Raw genomic sequence first — 17104 nt, forward strand, 5'->3', positions numbered from 1 at the left:
CGTTCTCGTGCTGCGAAACACTTCGTCTTCGGCCGCGCTCGTTGATTTGACGCAGGGTGCGAGCCGCATGGCCATTTCGCGCCTCGTGGCGGACAGCGACCGTTTTCCTCCCGAGCCGCATGTCAGGTTCCCAGGCGGAGCGCCCACAAGAGCCGTTCTCTCGGTCCGAAAAGACGTGTGCACCCATGATCGTATTCCTGCGGAGCGAACGACACGAGCGCCGTGATGGCGAAAATCAGTATAGTGCGCTGCTCACGCCGTCGTGCCGTCGATCGACCGCCGGATTACCTGCTGCACCTCCCCATTCGACAGGAACAGATCGTGGTTGACGATGCCCCAGCCTTCCGCTGAGGCATCGATCACGCGCACGCCGAGCCGCGCGATGGCGGCTTTCTCGGCGGCGCCGACCCTGGTCATTCCACCTGCGATCTGTCCCGACAGCGCCAGTGCGCGGTCGTTCGTCGCGGCGATCACGGTGATCTTGCCCGCCAGCGGACCGATGCGCTGGACCGCGGACGAGAACACGTCCATGTCGATGTCGGGGGCGGCAAACACCACCGCGCCGATCTTGCTCGTGACCGTCTCGCCGTATCGCGCATGGAGTTGGCGCAGGCTTTCGAGCGTCAGCATGGTTCCCATGCTGTGCGCAACGATGTGCACGCGGCCCGTCCCCGGCGCCGACACCAGCGCAGAGAGCACGCGCTCGAAATCGTCGCGCGACCACATCGCGCTGTCGCGGTCATAGGCGTAGTCGAACAGCCCGGCCTTGGAGGGCCAGGCGAATACCATGGTGCGGCCGCGGAACTTGATCGCATCGGAGAGATAGGCGCCATCCAGCACCGCCGTCTCGAACGTCTGCTTGAAGCCGTGCACATAGATCAGCACGTCGCCTCCGCCGGCCTGCGCGGCGAGGTCGCCGGCGTCGGCCGGAACCGGTTCGATCCGATCAAGACGCCAACCGCCAAGCCCGACCGAGGCGAGCGACAGGCGGCTCTCGTCGGGCGCCACCAGCTTGGCCCGCGCGACCGTCATGCTGGTCGCGCGCTCCGGACCGAACCACGGTTTGGCGCGAGCCCCATTCACGGGCTTGCGCGTGGTGGCGACAAGCAAGGTGGGATCGGCGGAGAGGGACGATGCGTCAAAGCGCGCGCCGGCCGCGCCCAGGCCGGCGCATCCACCGAGCGCAAGGGCACTCCCGGCCGACACCAGTCCGCCGAGGAGGACGCGGCGCGAAACGGCATGACGGGAATCGCGTTGCAGAAGATATCGGACGATCACACGGAACCTTCGGGAACTTTGCCCACCGTAAGCCGCCCCGTCCAACTCCCTGAATGACAATGCAGGCGAGAAGACGGCGGAGCCGCTTCGCGGTCTGTCGCATGATCACGGTGCCAGCGTTCGCCGTCCGGAACTTGCGGCGACCGGTCAATCTGACCGCGTCGCTCTCATACTCATTCGAAGTGGGTTTGCTTCAACGGCGCAGATAACGCCAGCCGACGACGACGCCGCTCACCGAGACGATGGTGCCAAGGATCGACAACAGCCAGACCACGATGTCCCAGATCGGGCGATGCATCAGCAGCAAGCGGAAATCGAAACTGTGCAGCGCGTTGAACAGCCAGCGATATGTGCGACGGCTGCTGTCCACGCGGCCAATGATGTCGCCCGTGACAGGGCTGATGTGAAACCATGTTTTCGCGTCATCATCAAACACAGCGCGCAGCACCGGCAACTCGCGGTCGTGATGATGCGCATACCAATAGGAATCGTAGTCGTCGAGGACGAGCCGTTCCGCGAGGCGCGCTTGCGGCAGCAATTTCGCTGCGGCCGTCCAAAGCCGATCCTGCGGGAGTGTCGCGATTCGACCCGACGTCACATCCAGCAGCCTCTGCGTGCCGTCACGCGATGCGGCGATCATCATCGGGCCGCCATCGAGCCAGACGAAGCGCGCTTCGACCGCGGCGGATTGCGGCGTCGGCAGCCTAGTCGCGATGGTCGGCGCATCATGGCCGGCGTAGCGTTGCAGCGTCTCCCGCGTGGTGTTGCGGCCTGCAAAAAGTTCGCCGGGATTGAGTGAAAGCCAACCGGAGAACATCCAGGTCAGCACGAAGACGCCCGCGATCAGGCCAGTGACGTGGTGCCACGCCATCCAGCCGCGATAGGGCGTGATCCTGCCGCTCGCATAGCGCCGCTTCAGCCGTACGCGCAGGATGCCGATCCAGACGCCGGTGACACCAACGATGAGGCAGATGCCGGAGATCCAAAGCACCACCAGCCGCCACAACGGCCCGTCCTTGCGCAATACGGTCGGATAGATCCAATGCGGGATCGAGCCGAGCCAGTTCCAGACGCGCTCGGTGTGGTTGGTGTCGAGCACGATCTCGCCGGAGCGCGAGGAGACATAGAGCTTGGTGCCGGCATCATCGCCGAGCCCGATGAGGTAGAGCGGTCGCAGCGGATCGTAACGGGCGGTGACGCTCCATTGGTCGCGATCGACGATGTCTTCCAGTTGCGGCGATCTGCTCGCGGGATGACGTTGCGCGACCGCGAGGGCCTGCCGTTCGGAAACGCCGGTCACGACGCGGCCATCGGCCGCGGAGATCGCCTGCCGTTTTCCGTCCCAGCCGGTGATCCGATACACCGGCTCGTCGGCCAGCATGGAAAGCCGGAGATCGCGCGGATAACGGGTGGCGCCCGCCGCCTTCATCGCGTCGTCGGGCGACAGCACCACCTTCTCCCATTGAATGTCGGGAAGCGCTGCCAGCCTTTCGTTGTCGGAAAGGCCGGGAGAAGCGACGTACATCATTACCACGCCGGACATGAACCACATGGCGAAGAACAGGCAGGTGACGATGCCGACCCAGCGGTGGCCGACATAGAGCCACCGCCGGAGTGTGCGTTTCAGGGCGCGTGCCACGCTCAGAACGTCACGTTGACTGCGACTTGCACCGTGCGCGGCGTGCCGAGCAGCCACTGGGTGGTACCGCCCGACGTGGTGTAGACTTCATCGAACAGATTGTAGACGCGGAACGACACGGTGGTATTGAGATCGGGCTTCCACTGCACACCGGCATTGACGATGTTGTAGGCTGGGCGCGTCATCGTGTTGGCATTGTCCGCGTAGGTCTTGCCGACGATCTGCACGCCCGCATTGGCTGACCAGTTCGGTGCAAAAGCCCAGGTCGCCCAGATGTTGGAGACGGTCTGCGGCACGTTGACCGGTACGTTGCCGGCATAGTTTACGGCTACGCCGCCAACCGATTGCACGAAGTCGTCATACTTCGCGCGCAGGAACGCGATGTTGGCATCGATTCGCCAGCCATAGTCGAGCAGGAATCCGACCGATGCTTCGACGCCGCGCGATGATTGCTGGCCGACCTGGACGGTCAGCGAAGGAATGTTGGGATCGCGCGCCAGCAGATTATTTTTCACGATCTCGTAGCCGGCCAGAGTCCATTCACCGCGGCCGCCCCAGAACGATTGCTTGACGCCAATCTCGATCTGTCGGCCGGTAGCCAGATCGAAATTCTTGTTTGCGGAGGACAGTGAGATCAGCCCTCCGACCGGATCGACCGCAGTGGCATACTGGCCATAGAATGCGAGGTCCTTGATGGGTGCATAGACCGCGCCGGCGCGCCAGGTTGTTGAGGAGAACGATTTTTCGAAGCTGTTTGTGGGCGTGGCGTAGTCAGTCCGAGTGATTGTCGGTTCATCCTGTCGGATACCGGCAATCAACGACAGTTGCTCGGTGACCGACAGCCTGTTCTCGGCGAACAACGCGTATTGGTTGGTCACGCTGCCGAAACCGGGAACTGTCGGGTTCGGGCTGCTAAATACCCCTGGAACGAAGCTGTAAGGGTTGACCGACGACGAGCCGCCATAGGGAGAGTTGTTGGTATGGGTAAAATTGATGCTGTTGACGTCAAAGCCTGCCAGGAACTCGTTGGCCATGCCGAAGACATGTCCACGAAATTTCGCATCCATGCGATTGCCGACCTGCTGCTGGTCGTGAAAAATCTCGATATAGCTGCTTCGGTTGATGAGGCCGGTGGCAGGATTATAGGCGTAGCTTTCGACGTCCTTCCAGTGCCGCTTGGAGTTCAGATAGTACAGCGTGTTCTGGATCGAGATGCCATCGGCGACCTGCCATTCGGTCTTCGCCTGGTTCCAGCTATCCTGGTATCGGATGTGGCTGTCGCTGACGTTGTAGTTCTTGAACCGGAGAGATTCATTGAGCATGCCGTTGATCAGCGGCGTGCCGAAGTAGCGTGAGGGATTTCGGTCACCGTAGTCCGTAGACAGCGTCCAGGTAACGTCTTCGTTCTGCCTGATCTGGACCACGGCGTGAAGCGCGACGTTCGAGGTGTTGTCACGATCAACCCATCCGTCCGACATGTTGCCGGTGGCGGTGATCCGATAGGCGACGTCCTTGCTAACTGGACCACCGCTATCCACGGCGATTCGCCGCGTCATGTTGCTGTCCAGCGAGACCTCCGCCTGGTTGCGAGGAACCCACAGCGGCAGTTTCGAAACGATGTTGATGGCGCCGCCGACCGCGCCCGCGCCATACATCACCGACGCAGGGCCGCGCAGCACTTCGATGCGCTCGGTCGACCATGTGTCGAACGGAAAGGTCACCGTCCCGGCGCCGATATAGAGCTGCGTGCCGTCGTACAGCGTCATGACGGAACCAAGGCCCGTAAAGCCGCGGGTGTTGAACGAGACCCCGCCATTGCCAGGTGCCGGGCTCGCCGTGAAGCCGGTCGCATTTTGCGTCACAGCGTCCAGGATGTTCTGCTGGCCGCGTTCGGCGATGGTCTCGGCTGAAATCACCTCCACACTGGCCGGCGTCTGCAGCCGCGTCAGGCCGAGGCGGCTGCCGGCCGTGCTTGCACCGGTCAGGTTGAGCGTCGGTGCGGCGAGCACGGGACCTGCCGGGTTAACCGCCGGAGCGCGCGCGTCGGCCGATATGGTTGGTTGCTGGCGTGAGCGCGCGGCGCGTGTTGCATCGCTGCTGTGGCGGGTGCTGCGAGCGTTCGGCGGCCTTGCCGGCGATTGCACCACCACAGGGTCGAGTGTTTGGCCTAGCCTTTCGGACTGTGCCCAGCCATCGGTCGACAAAACGAAGCAGGAGAATGCAACTGAAAGGAACAACACACGGCGATGCCGTGGCGCGAAAATCGTCTGGGAGGTCATCAACAGGACTCGCGATAACGTGGCACGTCACCGCGAACGCAGCTTGTCGCCGCCTCAAAAGAAAGGCAGCTCCACACTCACCAGGACACCCCGCCCAATGTGCTCGCGTGTGACCACGACTGACGGCAGGTCTCCTGGCTCGCGGGTCGTTGCCTGTCGCCGCCTTCCCAAGCCGGTGGGCTCAGTGGCGTTTGGCGAAGGCTCACCGCTTACAGTTGCGGGGGCAGCCACGGCATTGGGGGATCCCCGCACCGCATTCCCTATTGATCTCCCGAAGGAGAACCGTCGCAGTCACCCTAGGTTTTTTTGCAAAGCGCTGTCAACTGGCTGTCTCGCGATGCAGGTCAGCGCGTTGCACGGTGACAGGCCGACGCGCGCATCGCTCGATGGTCGTCGGGCAAAACAGCCCGGGTCCCTGTCAATCCCTTCCCGCGAAAATATTCCACTTTACCGAAATTCGGATTTGTCGTATGTCTCGCCCATCCCAACCCACCTAAGGGGCGGTCGTACGTCGTTTCGAGCGCGGGCTGGGAGTTGCGGTGGACGCGGGCGGCGTTAAAGGCGGAGCTTGCGCGTGCAGGGCGAGATGAACCTCGTGAGCATGTCGCTTCCTGCGAAGACGAACGGCGCTCATTGTCTTGCGAAGCCTCTTGGCGGCGCAGGATCGCCTGCGTACGGCGAAACCGTGTGGTCCTGGCCGTCGTTGCTACGGTCAAGCCTCGGCGAACGCGTCACTCGCGTCAACCGGCGCGGGTAGCGTGCATTTCGCGGAGGTGACGGAGGCCAGAAGGAATTCGGCTCCGGGGAGAGCGCGGCATAGGCCGTCAAACCATCGCGCAGGGAAGGCCTGGTTTCGGCTGCCCTGTGTCTCCCCTGTGCAATTGCGTGTGCATTCGTTCAGCGCAGGGGTCTTATGGGTGCCAGCCGGTGCCCGGCCTTCCCTGCGCCCTTTCCTTGAAAGGGTGCGAAGCGAAGCACAGCTCGGGCAAATCATGCCGCGAGGATGCGAGCGCGTGTCGATTGGACCGACGAATTGACGCAACGGCGTTGTCGCGCTCCGGTCCCAATAATTCTCGACATTGATCGGCCTCACATGAAAGCATGCAGGATCGGCATCAGTGGTGGTGGTCGTGTCCGCCAAAATCTGCATCTATGCGCGCCGGCACGGTGCGCGATGCGGCCGGTCTTTCGCCTCCGAAGCGGCCGCCGGGCCTTTGGAGGTTTTGGCAATAGCTTTCGGAGTGACGATATGAGCGGTTTGGTGATCAGCGGCGGCCGGGTGGTGGATCCCGCGAGCGGGATGGATGCCGTTGGTGACGTGGCGGTGGTGGGTGGCAGGATCGCCGCTGTCGGCACGGGCCTCGGCGGCGCCGAGCGGGTGATCGACGCGACCGGGCTCGTGGTGGCGCCCGGCTTCATCGACCTGCACGCGCATGGCCAGTCGGTCCCGGCCGACCGCATGCAGGCGTTCGACGGCGTCACGACGACGCTGGATCTCGAGGCCGGCGTGCTGCCGGTCGCATCCTGGTACGAGCGCCAGGCGCGGAAAGGCCGCGTGCTGAACTACGGCGCCGCCACCAACTGGGCCTTTGCCCGCATCGGCGCGATGACGGGCTCCAATGCCGAGAGCTCGCTGGAGGCGTTCGGCAATGCCATGCGCGATCGGCGCTGGATGGACAACGTCGCGACCGATGCGGAGGTATCGGGCATTCTCGAGCGCCTCACCCGCGGCCTGAACGAGGGCGGCATCGGTGTCGGCATCCTGAACGCCTATGCGCCGGGCGCCGGCGTGCAGGAGCTGACGGCGGTCTGCCAGCTGGCTGCGGCCAAGGACGTGCCGACCTTCACCCACGTCGCCTTCATGTCGCGCATCGACCCCGAGAGCGCGGCGGAAGCCTATATCCGCCTGATCGGCTATGCCGGCGCCACCGGCGCGCACATGCACATCTGCCATTTCAACTCGTCGAGCAAGACCGACGTCGAGCGCTGCCGCCTGCTGATCGAGAAGGCGCAGGCGCAGGGTCTGCCGATCACGGTCGAGGCCTATCCTTACGGCACCGGCTCCACCGTGCTGGCCGCCGCCTTCTTCAGTGATCCCGAGTTCGTCGAGCGCAACGGCACCGGCTACGATTCCGTGCAGCGCGTCACCGACGGCTATCGCTTCCACGATCGCGAGGAACTGCTCAAGGCGCAGGCCGAGGAGCCGTCATCGCTGGTGCTCTGGCACATCCTCGACACCGAGAACAATGCACATCACCGCGACCTGCTCGACATGTCGGTGCTGTATCCCGGCGGCGCCATCGCCTCCGATGCGATGCCGTGGACGCTGTCCGACGGCACCACCTATACCGGCGATGCCTGGCCGCTGCCGGATGATGCCACCTCGCATCCGCGCTCGGCCGGCTGCTTCACGAAATTCATCCGCGAATGGGTGCGCGAGCGCAAGACCGTGTCGCTGCTGGAAGGCGTGCGCAAATGCGCGCTGATCCCGGCGGAGATCCTGTCGCAGAGCACGCCCGCGATGCGCGCCAAGGGCCGGCTCGCGAAAGACGCGGATGCCGACATCGTCGTGTTCGACTACGAGAAGCTCTCGGATCGGGCGACTTTCACCGCGATGAACCGTCCCTCGGAGGGCGTGCGGCATCTCGTGGTCAGTGGCCAGGTGCTGATTTCCGACGGCGTGCTGGACGTGGCGGCGCGGCCCGGCAAGCCGGTGCGCCGCCCCGTGGTCGAGGGCTGATCCATGCCGGTCCCCATTCTCCTGGTGACGGGCTTTTTGGGGGCGGGCAAGACCACGGTCGTCAACCATCTGCTGGCGCATGCGGAGGGGCGGCGCATCGCCGCCGTGGTCAACGATTTCGGCGCGATCAACATCGATGCGGAGCTGATCGCGGGCGCCAGCGACGGCGTGGTCAGCCTTGCCAATGGCTGTATCTGCTGCTCGCTCGAGGGCGATCTGCTGCGCACGCTCTCGACGCTGCTGCGGCGTGACTCCAGGCCCGACTATATCGTCATCGAGACCAGCGGCGTGGCCGATCCCGCCGACATCGTCCGCAATCTGATGGATCCGGTGATCCTGCGCGAGGTGCGGCTGGAGACGGTGCTCTGCGTGATGGACGCGACGGCCCCGCCCGCCGCCCTCGACGACGCGCTCCAGCGTTCGCAGTTGCGCGTCGCCGATATCGTGGCGCTCAGCAAGCTGGATCTGGCCGACGCTGGCGCGGGAGCGCGCATGCGCGCGGCCATCCGCGCGCTGCGTGTTCCCGCCGTCGTGGTCGATGCGCAGCATGGCGAGATTCCTGCCGCGTTGCTGTTTCCCGCGGACGTCGATCGCCCGCCCGCGCCGCGTGAAGTGGGCCCGCGGCGACCGGCAGAGGAGCGCTTCGAGACGCTGAGCTGGACCTCGGACAAGCCGGTCTCGCTGCCCCGCTTGCAGCAGGCCATCAACCGCTTGGCGCCGAAGCTGGCGCGCGCCAAGGGACTGTTCGAGAGCATCGAGCAGCCCGGTCGCATGATGGTCTTCCAGTTCGCCGGCGGCCGCGCTACGCTCGCACCGGGCGAAGCGCCCGCAGCGGGCGCGGCACGGACGCGGATCGTCTTCATCGCCGAGCTTGGCGTGCTCTCGAAGGCGGAGCTCGACGGCATCATGGAAGCGTGCGTTGCGGGCGAGTAGCGCGTCCGCCCCGATCGCACGCGTATCGGCTCAAATCGTGCGCCCCTTTAATCCTCGACCGGCAGCGCGTCCCCGTGCGCATACCAATCCGCACGGGAGGTCCAGTGCACATGCCGGTCGGGTGTCGCGTCCAGCTTCTCGTCGAACGCGCCGGCATGGATGATCGCCTCGCGCCCGCTGCGCGTGAGGTGCGGCATCGGGCTGCCGCAGATCCTGCAGAATGCGGTGGCAAAGCTCCGCGCGTTGGCAGGTCGAAGCGCATGACGGATGCTTCACCGCGCAGCCATCGCAGCGCTTGCGCCTTCACGATTCTCAAGAGGGGACCGCCCCGATCGTGCGGGGCCATCCAGAACGACGATCCCAGCGGTGGTTGCGCTGGGATCGTCTGGAGGTTTCATGGAGGGCATCGAGCACTGCACCTCCATGGCGACATGATAGCGCAAGGCCGCTCCAGATGCGACTGGAACCCGTCAAAGCATCAGCAGAACGCCAGCGCGTTGACCGCCCGCGTGGTCGCAATCTCGTTCTCATTGCCGACGAACTGGCAGACGACGGATTCGAGCTCGCCTGGCTGCTTGCGGCGTGCGACCGCCAGCAGCCGCATCAACTCTGCCTCGTCCTTGGAGAGGCGCCGGCAGGATGGCGGCATGAAGCACAGCTCGCACGGCCGGCGGCTGCGCAGGACTCTGACGAGTGCGGCAGCCCGTGCGACCAGCAGCGGGCTGTCGGCAACGCCGGGTGCCTCGTCCGCGAAGCGATAGGCCGCTTCCCAGCAATCGGACGCGCCGGTGGCGTAGGCCGCTCCGATGAACCGGCACAGCGACAGCGCGATGCGGCAGAAGTCATCGTAGCCTTCGACGCTTCGTGGCGCCGCAAGCGCAGCCTGAAGCGGACAGAGCTGCGACCGGCCGGCGTCCGGGACTGCAAGGGAATCGCATGCGTCCTGCATCGTGAATATTCCCGTTCAGTGCAGCGTGGGGCTACCGACCAGCCAGGTCTTCATCGCCATCATCCGGTCTTGGTCGAAAGACCGCACGTGCCGGTCGGGCAGGATGAGACCGGCCATGCGGAAGATCGTTGCAAGCCCCTGGACCGGCGCAAGCGCCCAATCGGCGCCGACGGGCGGGAGCCAGCACTCGAACTGCTCGCGGGCGACCTCGATCCGTTCCTGCTGCGCAGCGGCGATGGCACGCAGAAGTCCGTGCTCGCTGTCCGACATGCGTGGACAAGTCGGGCAATGCACTTCGATGGCCGTATGAGCCGTGCAGGCGAAGATCTCGATGATGGACTCCAGCGAGGGCACGGCGTCGCCCACGCGGAAGTGGTCGTACACCTCCTTGATGTCGGCCGCGGTCGGAACCGCGCCTCCGCGGCGTGCTTTCGCCCTGAAACCCCAGATGAAGAGCCGCTCCGCTGCGCTCAGCGCAGGAAGATCGAGCGGCCTGGTATGTGTCGATTGATGCATTGAGCCTCTGGCCTTTGGCTGCGCGCGCGGCAGAGCTGGCGCGGATGATCTGCGCCGATCGTTCCGCCAGAGACCCTTCCAAGTCAACGCTCGGAGAGGCGATGTCGAGGTGTTCTAGATTGGAAGCACTCGTATCTCGGAAGGAGCGTGCAGGCAGATCTTCTGCGGAATTGCGGGGCAAAACATCTCCGGCGTCACCGACGCGGCCGCAGAGACCGGGCCAGGCTGCCTCGCCTCGAAGCTGCAATCGAGCGGCCGGCTGACGAAGAAGCTGCGCAGGACAACGTCAGCACCCTCGCTGCGGGCGTGCGGGCCGCCTAGCGCGCGACTTTGCGAAAGTGCGCCGCGATGTCGGCGCGTGTTGTGACCCAGACCCGGCCCTCCAGCCGCGCCAGCTCGGCCAGAATGGTCTTCACGGCGCGGAAGCGCGCCGGGCGGCCGCAAATGCGCAGATGGAATCCGACCGACAGCATCGCGGAGCGGCCACGCTCTGCCTCCTCGACCAGCGTGGTGAGTGCGGCGCTGACATAGTTTGAAAAATCCTCCGGCTGCACAAAGCCATTCGGGTGGAAGAACTTCATGTCGTTGGTGTCGAAGCCATAGGGCAGGACCAGCATCGCTCCCTGCGGCGACGGGCTCCAATAGGGCAAATCGTCGTCGAGTGCGTTGGAATCGTATGCGAAGCCGAGCCCCATCAGGATATCGCGCGTCCATGCGCTCTGACTGCCGCGCGACATGAAGCCGACCGGCGTGAGACCGGTCGCGCGGGCGATAACGTCGCGCGTCTTCTCAATGTCACGGCGTTCCGTCTCGGCATGCCCATAGAGCGCGTGCGGCAGCCAGCGCCAGCCATGCACCGCCGGTTCGTGGCCGGCCTCGACCACGGCGCGGGCAAGGTCCGGCACACGCTCGACGGCGCGGCCGCACATCATGAAGGTGGAACGGATTCCGGCCTCGGTGAAGGCGTCGAGGAATCGCCACAGGCCTGCGCGCATGCCATAGTCGAACACCTGTTCCTGCACGAGATCGCGCAGGCCCGGCGGCGATGTCGAGGCGACTTCGCCGTAATGCTCCGTCTCCGCATCGCCTTGCTCGATCGCGAGCTCGGCGCCCTCCTCGAAATTCACCACCAGCGACACCGCGACGCGGGCGCCGTTGGGCCAGACGATATCGGGCCGGGCCCGGCCATATCCGCGAAGATCGCGTTCGATCGGCATGATCAGCGGCTCCCGATCTGGCGGCTGACGCCGCCGAAGATCTCGGCGCAGACGAGGCCGGCGAGGGTCAGCAGCACGATCACGCCGGAGACCGCGGCGACGCGCACGTCGAGGCTGCCTTCGAGGATCGCCCAGAGCTTGATCGGCAGGACCTCGGTGCGCGCATCGGCGAGAAACAGCGACACCGGAACATTGTCGAAGGAGGTGAGGAACGCGACGAAGCAGCTCGCGACGATGCCGCGGCGGATCAGCGGCAGCGTGACGCGCCGGAAGGTGTACCAGCGGCTGGCACCCAGGCTGAGCGAGCAGGTGATCAGCACCGGATTGAGCTGCTGCACCGAGGCGCCGACCATCCGGATGACGAAAGGCACGCAGATGATGGTGTGGCCGAGCACCAGCGTCGCCGCCGACAGGCGGATGCCGAGCAGGTTGAAAACCAGCAGCAGCGACAGGCCGAGGGCCATCGCCGGCAGGACCATCGGTGACATGAACAAGGCGTCAAGGACGCGTGCGATCTTCAACCGGCTTCGTGCCAGTCCGAGTGCCGCCGCGCCGCCCAGGACTGCGGAGAGGACTGTCGCCGCCGCTGCGACCTTGAGACTCGTCAACGCGGGCTCGACGATTTCCTGCGATTGCAGCAGCTCGGCATACCAGCGCAGTGACCAGCTCGGCGGCGGGAATTTCAGCGTGATGCCGCCGGTGAAGGAAATGATCAGCACGACCAGCGTCGGTGCCAGCAGCAGCAGCATCCCGAAGCCGGTGATGGCACCCATGATGCCGGAATAGACGCGATCAATGAGGCTACGCTGCATCGACGCCTCGCACATAGCGGCGCGACAGCGCGCCGACGGCAAAGACGATGCCGGTCACGGCCAGCGTGAAAATCAGCGACAGTGCCGCCGAGAACGGCCAGTCCTGCACACCGACCGCCTGTTGGTAAATATAGGATGGCATCAGGATAATGCGCCCGCCACCGACCAGCGTCTGGGTGATGAAGGCGGTCGCAGCGGCAGCGAAGACGAGCAGCCAGCCGGCGATGGCGCCCGGCAGCGTCAGCGGCAGGATGATGGTGATGAAGATGCGGGCGCGGCTTGCGCCCAAACCTTCAGCCGCACGCGTCAGATTGCCGTCGAGCCGCAGCAGGCTGTTGATGACAGGCAACGCCATCAGAGGGAGCTGGATCTGGGTCAGCGCCAGAACCATGCCCTCCCAGGTGTAGAGCAAGCGAGCCGGGGCCTGCCACAGCCCGAGCGACAGCATCGTCGTGTTGACGATGCCGTCGCGGCCGAGGAGAACGATCCAGGCGAAGGTGCGCACCACCGTGCTGGTCAGGAGCGGCAGCATGATCAGGAACGTGATCAAGGTACGCATGAGCTGGCCGCTCGCGGCGTAAGCAAGTGCGAGGGGGTAGGCGAGGATCAGCGTCGCCAGTGCGACCTCCGTCCCCAGCCAAAGCGTGTCCGTCAGCACCTTGATGCTGAACGGGTCCGAGAAGAAGCGCAGATATTGCGCCAGCGACAGTTCTGCGAACTGTGGTGTGCGGAACAGGCTGATCGCGACAAGCGCAATCAGTGGCAGCACGAAGGCGGCCAGGAACAACGCCGCCAGTGGGATCGCCGGCAGCATTTGTCGTGATGCAGTCGTGCTTGCCGGCGTCATTTAGATCTTCACCTCCTTGCTGAAGCGGGTAATCCATTCGCCGCGCAGCGGCTGGAACTTGGTCCAGTCGAGCAGCACATTGTTGGCAATGAGGTCGTCGAGGCTCTTGGCGACGGTGAGATTGGCGCCGGTCAGCGCCACCTTGCCGTTGGTCGGCATCATCATCCAGGGCGCCGCCTCGAGGCCTTTCTGCGTTTCGACCGACATCACCGTGTCGAGATAGTCCAGCACCGCCTTCGGATCCTGGTTGTTCTTGACGATCTGAGCGCTGGTGCGGATCACGACTGCGCCGGATTTCGGCTTGGCAAAGGCGATGTCGACGCCCTTGGCGGCGAGCAGCGCCACGTTGTTCCAGAAATTGAAGGCGATATCGATCTCACCCTGCTGGAACAGCGCAGCCAGCGCGCCGGGCGACGCCGCGATCGCACCGACGTTGGGCAGCAGCTTCTTCATGGCCTCGAAGCCCGGCTCGATATTGGTCTCGGAACCGCCATTGAGCTTCGCGATCTCGACCATGAAGGCGGTGCCGAGGCTCGACCCCAGACCGGTGATGCCGACGCGGCCCTTGTATTCCGGTCTCCAGAGATCCTCCCACGAGGTCGGCGGCGTCGTGATCTTCTTCGGATTGTAGGCGATGCCGATCAATTGCGCTGTGATGACAGGGGCGTAGCCGTCGGGATGGCGGAATACGCTGGGGATGTCGGCATATGACTTCGACTGCTCGACCGGAAATTTCTCCAGCACGCCGCTCGCGATCGCCGGGATCAGCGGCCCCTCGTCGAACAGCACGACGTCGAAGGGGGGCGTGTTGCGCGATGCCTGGATCTTGCCGATCTGGTCGACGCCGAGCAGGGGCGTAAAGGTGACACCGCCGTCGCTAGACTTCTTGAAGGCCGGCCCGACCACCGCGCGGAAGGCTTCGTCGAAACTGCCGGGATAGGTCGTCGCCACGATCGAGGGGGCCGCGCGTGATGATGTCGGCCATCCGAGACCAGCTGCCGCAAGCGCGGCCGAACCTGTGGTGAGCAGCGATCTCCGGGATAGGCTCATGTCAAACACTCCTTTGCTGATGCTTGGAAACGTCGTCGATTGGCGTGCTGAAAATGCTGACGCGCGAGACATCGGAGATCGCGAGCCAGGCCGTCTCCCCGGCCTGCGCTTTCGCGAGGCCAGCGGCGCGGGCCTGGCTGACCTTCACGGCTTCGCCGCTCGCGGTGACGCCCTCAGTGACGCTGACGGCGCCGAGCGGCACGGTGGCGCGGATCGTGACGGGGATGGCGCCGGGCCGTTCGGCGCCGAACGTGATGTTTTCAGGCCGGACCGAGATCGTCACCGGCGTGCCGCGCCTGCGCTGAGCCGAACGGCCGAGATCGATCTCGGGCCCGGCATCCAGCTGCACGCGATCGGCGTCGGTGACGGTGCCGCGCAGGAGATTGGTGTGGCCGATGAAGCTCGAGATGAACAGGCTCGCCGGGCGGTCGTAGAGCGCGTCCGGGCTGTCGATCTGCTCGATGCGTCCCTTGTTCAGTACGACGATGCGGTCGGCCATCGACAGCGCCTCCTCCTGGTCGTGCGTGACGATGATGGAGGTGACGCCAAAGGTCTTCAGCAGGCTCTTGATCTCGATCTGCATGTCGAGGCGCAGATTCTTGTCGAGCGCCGAGAACGGTTCGTCGAGCAGGACAAGGCCCGGATCGATCGCAAGCGCCCGTGCCAGCGCGACGCGCTGCTGCTGTCCGCCGGAGAGCTCTCCGGGCAGCCTTCGCGCGAACGATGCCATCTGGGCGAGGCCGAGCATCTGTTCGACCTTCGCCGCCACCACGTCCTTCGCCGTCTTGCGCGCCCGCAGGCCGTAGGCGACGTTTTCGAACACGGTCAGATGCGGAAACAGCGCATAGTTCTGAAACACCATGCCGATGCGGCGGCGATTGGCCGGAATATGCTCGACCCGCGCGCCGTCGAAGCGCACCTCGCCCCGGGACGGGCGCAGGAAGCCCGCGATGATCTGCAGCATCGTGGTCTTGCCGCAGCCGGACGGACCGAGGAGGGCGATCAACTCACCGGCTGCAACGGTGAGATCGATGTCGTCCAGCGCAACGGTCGCGCCGAAGGCGTGGCCGATGCCTTTCAAATCCAGCGAGAGTCCGCGTACATCGCTCAACGCCAGCTCCATCCTTCGCGTTGTCCTGCGCGAGGGGAGTTAGCAATCGCCGTGCCAGCGGGCCTCGTTCGCTAAGGCCTTGCCAGCGTTGCGATAGTTTTTAGGCGCCAAATATTGGCGCCAATTTATTGACTATATTGTAAACAGTATTGTCACCGGTTTGTATAAAAAATGGGCTCCGGCAGCACTCCAGAATCCTGTAAAAGCGACGCATGAAGCGAACCCGTCCCCTCAAGCGCAAGCCGAAGCGCTCCGAGCCGAAACTCAGGGAGCCGGAGGCCTTGGATCCGCGCAGCATCGACGACGATCCGGTGGTCCAGGGCATCCTGACCGCGATCAGCCAGAAGCGGCTCAAGCCGGGCGCCAAGCTCGGCGAGGACAAGCTCGCCGCGGCCTTCGGTACCACGCGGATTCACATCCGCCAGGCGTTGTCCCATCTCGCCTCGCGCAAGGTGGTGATGCAGATCCCCAACCGCGGCGCCTTCGTGTACCGGCCGAGCTGGGCGGAGGCGCAGGACATCTTTGCCGCGCGCCGGATCATCGAGACCGCAGCGGTCAGCGCCGCGGTGGACCGTCTGGACAAAGCCGGCAAGGCGGAGCTGAAGGCGCATATGGAGCGCGAGGCGCGTCACGATCGCAATGACCGCTGGGCCTCGTTGTCGTTGACGGCCGAGTTCCACATCCTGGTCGCCAAGCTCGCCGGCAACCGCGTGTTGCTGGAAATGTCGCGCGAGCTGATGCTGCGAACGTCGCTGGCGATTGCGACCTTCGAGCAGCCGGGAGAGCCGGATTGCTCGCCCGATGCCCATCCCGACATCGGCGCGTTGATCCTCGCCCGCGACAAGGCCGGCGCGGTCCATGCCATGCGTCATCACATCGAGGAGATGGAGCAGCGGATCCGGCCGAAGGAAGGCGAGGACGAGGTCGACGAGCTCACCGCGATCTTCCAGGAGATCGGCGCGCGGGCGCGGGCTGGCGGCTAGCATGGCCGGCCGCCGTATCCTCCTGATCAATCCGAACAGCCTCGAGGCGACCACCGCGATGATGGTGGCGATTGCCAAGTCTGCAGCCGCGGATGGCTTCGACATTGCCGGTACCACGGCAACGCGTGCGCCCACGATGATCGTCTCGGGGGATGAACTGGAGGCAGCAGCGCCGGAGGTCGAGGAGATCGCGCGTGCCCGCAGCGGCGAGTGCGACGGCATGATCGTCGCGGCATTCGGCGATCCCGGTCTTGCCGGGATCAAGGCGACGACGAAATTTCCCGCCGTCGGCATCGGCGAGTCCTCGATGCTGGAGGCCGCGGAGAACGGCCGACGCTTCGGCGTGGCGACCACGACGCCGCTGCTGAAGGCGAAGATCGATGCGCTGCCGGACGCGCTGGGATTGCGATCGCACTACACCGGCACACGCTTTACCGAAGGCGATCCGCATGTGTTGATGCGTGATCCATCGCTGTTGCGCATCGCTCTGGCCGGCGCGGTCGAGGCTTGCATTGCGCAGGACGGCGCGGAGGCGGTGATCATCGGCGGCGGTCCGCTCGGTGAAGCAGCAGGCGCGCTTCAGCCGATTTTCACCGTGCCCGTCATCGCGCCGATCCCGTCAGCCGTGCGGCGGATCATTCGCCTCGTCGGGGCGTAACGTCTGGTTTTTCCGCGCCGCGGCATCGGCCGTGCTGCGGAAAACTGTTTTCCTTGACATGAACTCTGCCGTGCTCGACGTGTAACGCGGTC

The 17104-nt window shown here is 64.9% G+C and carries 15 protein-coding genes and 1 riboswitch; of the genes, 4 read left to right on the forward strand and 11 right to left on the reverse strand.

All coding sequences use genetic code 11. The features are described from left to right. Positions 1-252: 252 nt before the first annotated feature. The 3 genes from FJV43_RS23485 to FJV43_RS23495 form a co-directional block, all read right to left on the reverse strand. A complete protein-coding gene (locus FJV43_RS23485; protein ID WP_239621474.1) occupies positions 253-1278 on the reverse strand; it encodes an alpha/beta hydrolase in 1026 nt (341 codons plus the stop codon). A 193-nt stretch (positions 1279-1471) separates the two neighbouring features. Then, entirely contained in the window at positions 1472-2917 is a 1446-nt protein-coding gene (locus FJV43_RS23490; protein ID WP_239621475.1) for a PepSY domain-containing protein, read from the reverse strand. Positions 2918-2919: 2 nt separating this feature from the next. Next, positions 2920-5196 (reverse strand): TonB-dependent siderophore receptor, encoded by a 2277-nt coding sequence (locus FJV43_RS23495; protein WP_239621477.1) that lies wholly within the window; start codon positions 5194-5196, stop codon positions 2920-2922. A gap of 106 nt (positions 5197-5302) precedes the next feature. Then, positions 5303-5498: riboswitch (cobalamin riboswitch) on the reverse strand. A gap of 947 nt (positions 5499-6445) precedes the next feature. On the opposite strand from FJV43_RS23495, the gene FJV43_RS23500 reads away from it, so the two are divergent. Together FJV43_RS23500 and FJV43_RS23505 are read left to right on the forward strand one after the other, a co-directional pair. Continuing rightward, entirely contained in the window at positions 6446-7936 is a 1491-nt protein-coding gene (locus FJV43_RS23500; RefSeq protein WP_239621479.1) for an amidohydrolase family protein, read from the forward strand. A 3-nt stretch (positions 7937-7939) separates the two neighbouring features. Further along, positions 7940-8869, forward strand: coding sequence for a GTP-binding protein (locus FJV43_RS23505; RefSeq protein WP_239621480.1), 930 nt, complete (start codon positions 7940-7942; stop codon positions 8867-8869). A 47-nt stretch (positions 8870-8916) separates the two neighbouring features. On the opposite strand, the gene FJV43_RS23510 is transcribed toward FJV43_RS23505, so the two are convergent. From FJV43_RS23510 to FJV43_RS23545, 8 genes are all read right to left on the reverse strand, one after another. Continuing rightward, positions 8917-9066, reverse strand: coding sequence for a hypothetical protein (locus FJV43_RS23510; RefSeq protein ID WP_239621482.1), 150 nt, complete (start codon positions 9064-9066; stop codon positions 8917-8919). Positions 9067-9347: 281 nt separating this feature from the next. Beyond that, positions 9348-9818 carry a hypothetical protein gene (locus FJV43_RS23515; RefSeq protein ID WP_239621484.1) on the reverse strand — a complete coding sequence of 157 codons (471 nt, stop codon included), beginning with the start codon at positions 9816-9818 and terminating at the stop codon, positions 9348-9350. A gap of 15 nt (positions 9819-9833) precedes the next feature. Next, positions 9834-10334 carry a hypothetical protein gene (locus FJV43_RS23520; protein ID WP_239621492.1) on the reverse strand — a complete coding sequence of 167 codons (501 nt, stop codon included), beginning with the start codon at positions 10332-10334 and terminating at the stop codon, positions 9834-9836. Positions 10335-10651: 317 nt separating this feature from the next. Further along, on the reverse strand, positions 10652-11551 hold the full coding sequence (locus tag FJV43_RS23525) for a polysaccharide deacetylase family protein (RefSeq protein WP_239621493.1): 900 nt from the start codon (positions 11549-11551) through the stop codon (positions 10652-10654). A 2-nt stretch (positions 11552-11553) separates the two neighbouring features. Next, a complete protein-coding gene (locus FJV43_RS23530; protein WP_239621494.1) occupies positions 11554-12363 on the reverse strand; it encodes an ABC transporter permease in 810 nt (269 codons plus the stop codon). Continuing rightward, the gene (locus tag FJV43_RS23535; protein ID WP_239621495.1) at positions 12353-13210 is read right to left on the reverse strand and encodes an ABC transporter permease; all 858 of its coding nucleotides are present in this window, start codon (positions 13208-13210) and stop codon (positions 12353-12355) included. The genes FJV43_RS23530 and FJV43_RS23535 overlap by 11 nt, the downstream gene beginning before the upstream one ends. Further along, positions 13211-14260: an ABC transporter substrate-binding protein gene (locus tag FJV43_RS23540; protein ID WP_239621496.1), complete on the reverse strand. Its 1050-nt coding sequence runs from the start codon at positions 14258-14260 to the stop codon at positions 13211-13213. 1 nt (position 14261) lies between these two features. Continuing rightward, on the reverse strand, positions 14262-15371 hold the full coding sequence (locus FJV43_RS23545; protein WP_239621497.1) for an ABC transporter ATP-binding protein: 1110 nt from the start codon (positions 15369-15371) through the stop codon (positions 14262-14264). A 212-nt stretch (positions 15372-15583) separates the two neighbouring features. Between FJV43_RS23545 and FJV43_RS23550 the strand changes: the two genes are divergently transcribed. Together FJV43_RS23550 and FJV43_RS23555 are read left to right on the forward strand one after the other, a co-directional pair. Beyond that, complete coding sequence (locus FJV43_RS23550) at positions 15584-16354, forward strand: GntR family transcriptional regulator (protein WP_239621498.1); 771 nt, start codon at positions 15584-15586, stop codon at positions 16352-16354. 1 nt (position 16355) lies between these two features. Continuing rightward, positions 16356-17012, forward strand: coding sequence for an aspartate/glutamate racemase family protein (locus tag FJV43_RS23555; protein ID WP_239621499.1), 657 nt, complete (start codon positions 16356-16358; stop codon positions 17010-17012). Positions 17013-17104: the final 92 nt, after the last annotated feature.

Source organism: Bradyrhizobium sp. I71, from assembly GCF_022354745.1.
Taxonomy (GTDB): Bacteria; Pseudomonadota; Alphaproteobacteria; order Rhizobiales; family Xanthobacteraceae; genus Bradyrhizobium; species Bradyrhizobium liaoningense.

Excerpts from the sequence above, each read along its gene's own strand:
- FJV43_RS23515 (WP_239621484.1), bottom strand. The coding sequence starts at position 9,818 with ATGCAGGACGCATGCGATTCCCTTGCAGTCCCGGACGCCGGCCGGTCG.
- FJV43_RS23540 (WP_239621496.1), bottom strand. The coding sequence starts at position 14,260 with ATGAGCCTATCCCGGAGATCGCTGCTCACCACAGGTTCGGCCGCGCTT.
- FJV43_RS23520 (WP_239621492.1), bottom strand. The coding sequence starts at position 10,334 with ATGCATCAATCGACACATACCAGGCCGCTCGATCTTCCTGCGCTGAGC.
- FJV43_RS23510 (WP_239621482.1), bottom strand. The coding sequence starts at position 9,066 with ATGCCGCACCTCACGCGCAGCGGGCGCGAGGCGATCATCCATGCCGGC.
- FJV43_RS23500 (WP_239621479.1), top strand. The coding sequence starts at position 6,446 with ATGAGCGGTTTGGTGATCAGCGGCGGCCGGGTGGTGGATCCCGCGAGC.
- FJV43_RS23495 (WP_239621477.1), bottom strand. The coding sequence starts at position 5,196 with ATGACCTCCCAGACGATTTTCGCGCCACGGCATCGCCGTGTGTTGTTC.
- FJV43_RS23505 (WP_239621480.1), top strand. The coding sequence starts at position 7,940 with ATGCCGGTCCCCATTCTCCTGGTGACGGGCTTTTTGGGGGCGGGCAAG.
- FJV43_RS23555 (WP_239621499.1), top strand. The coding sequence starts at position 16,356 with ATGGCCGGCCGCCGTATCCTCCTGATCAATCCGAACAGCCTCGAGGCG.
- FJV43_RS23530 (WP_239621494.1), bottom strand. The coding sequence starts at position 12,363 with ATGCAGCGTAGCCTCATTGATCGCGTCTATTCCGGCATCATGGGTGCC.
- FJV43_RS23535 (WP_239621495.1), bottom strand. The coding sequence starts at position 13,210 with ATGACGCCGGCAAGCACGACTGCATCACGACAAATGCTGCCGGCGATC.
- FJV43_RS23525 (WP_239621493.1), bottom strand. The coding sequence starts at position 11,551 with ATGCCGATCGAACGCGATCTTCGCGGATATGGCCGGGCCCGGCCCGAT.
- FJV43_RS23550 (WP_239621498.1), top strand. The coding sequence starts at position 15,584 with ATGAAGCGAACCCGTCCCCTCAAGCGCAAGCCGAAGCGCTCCGAGCCG.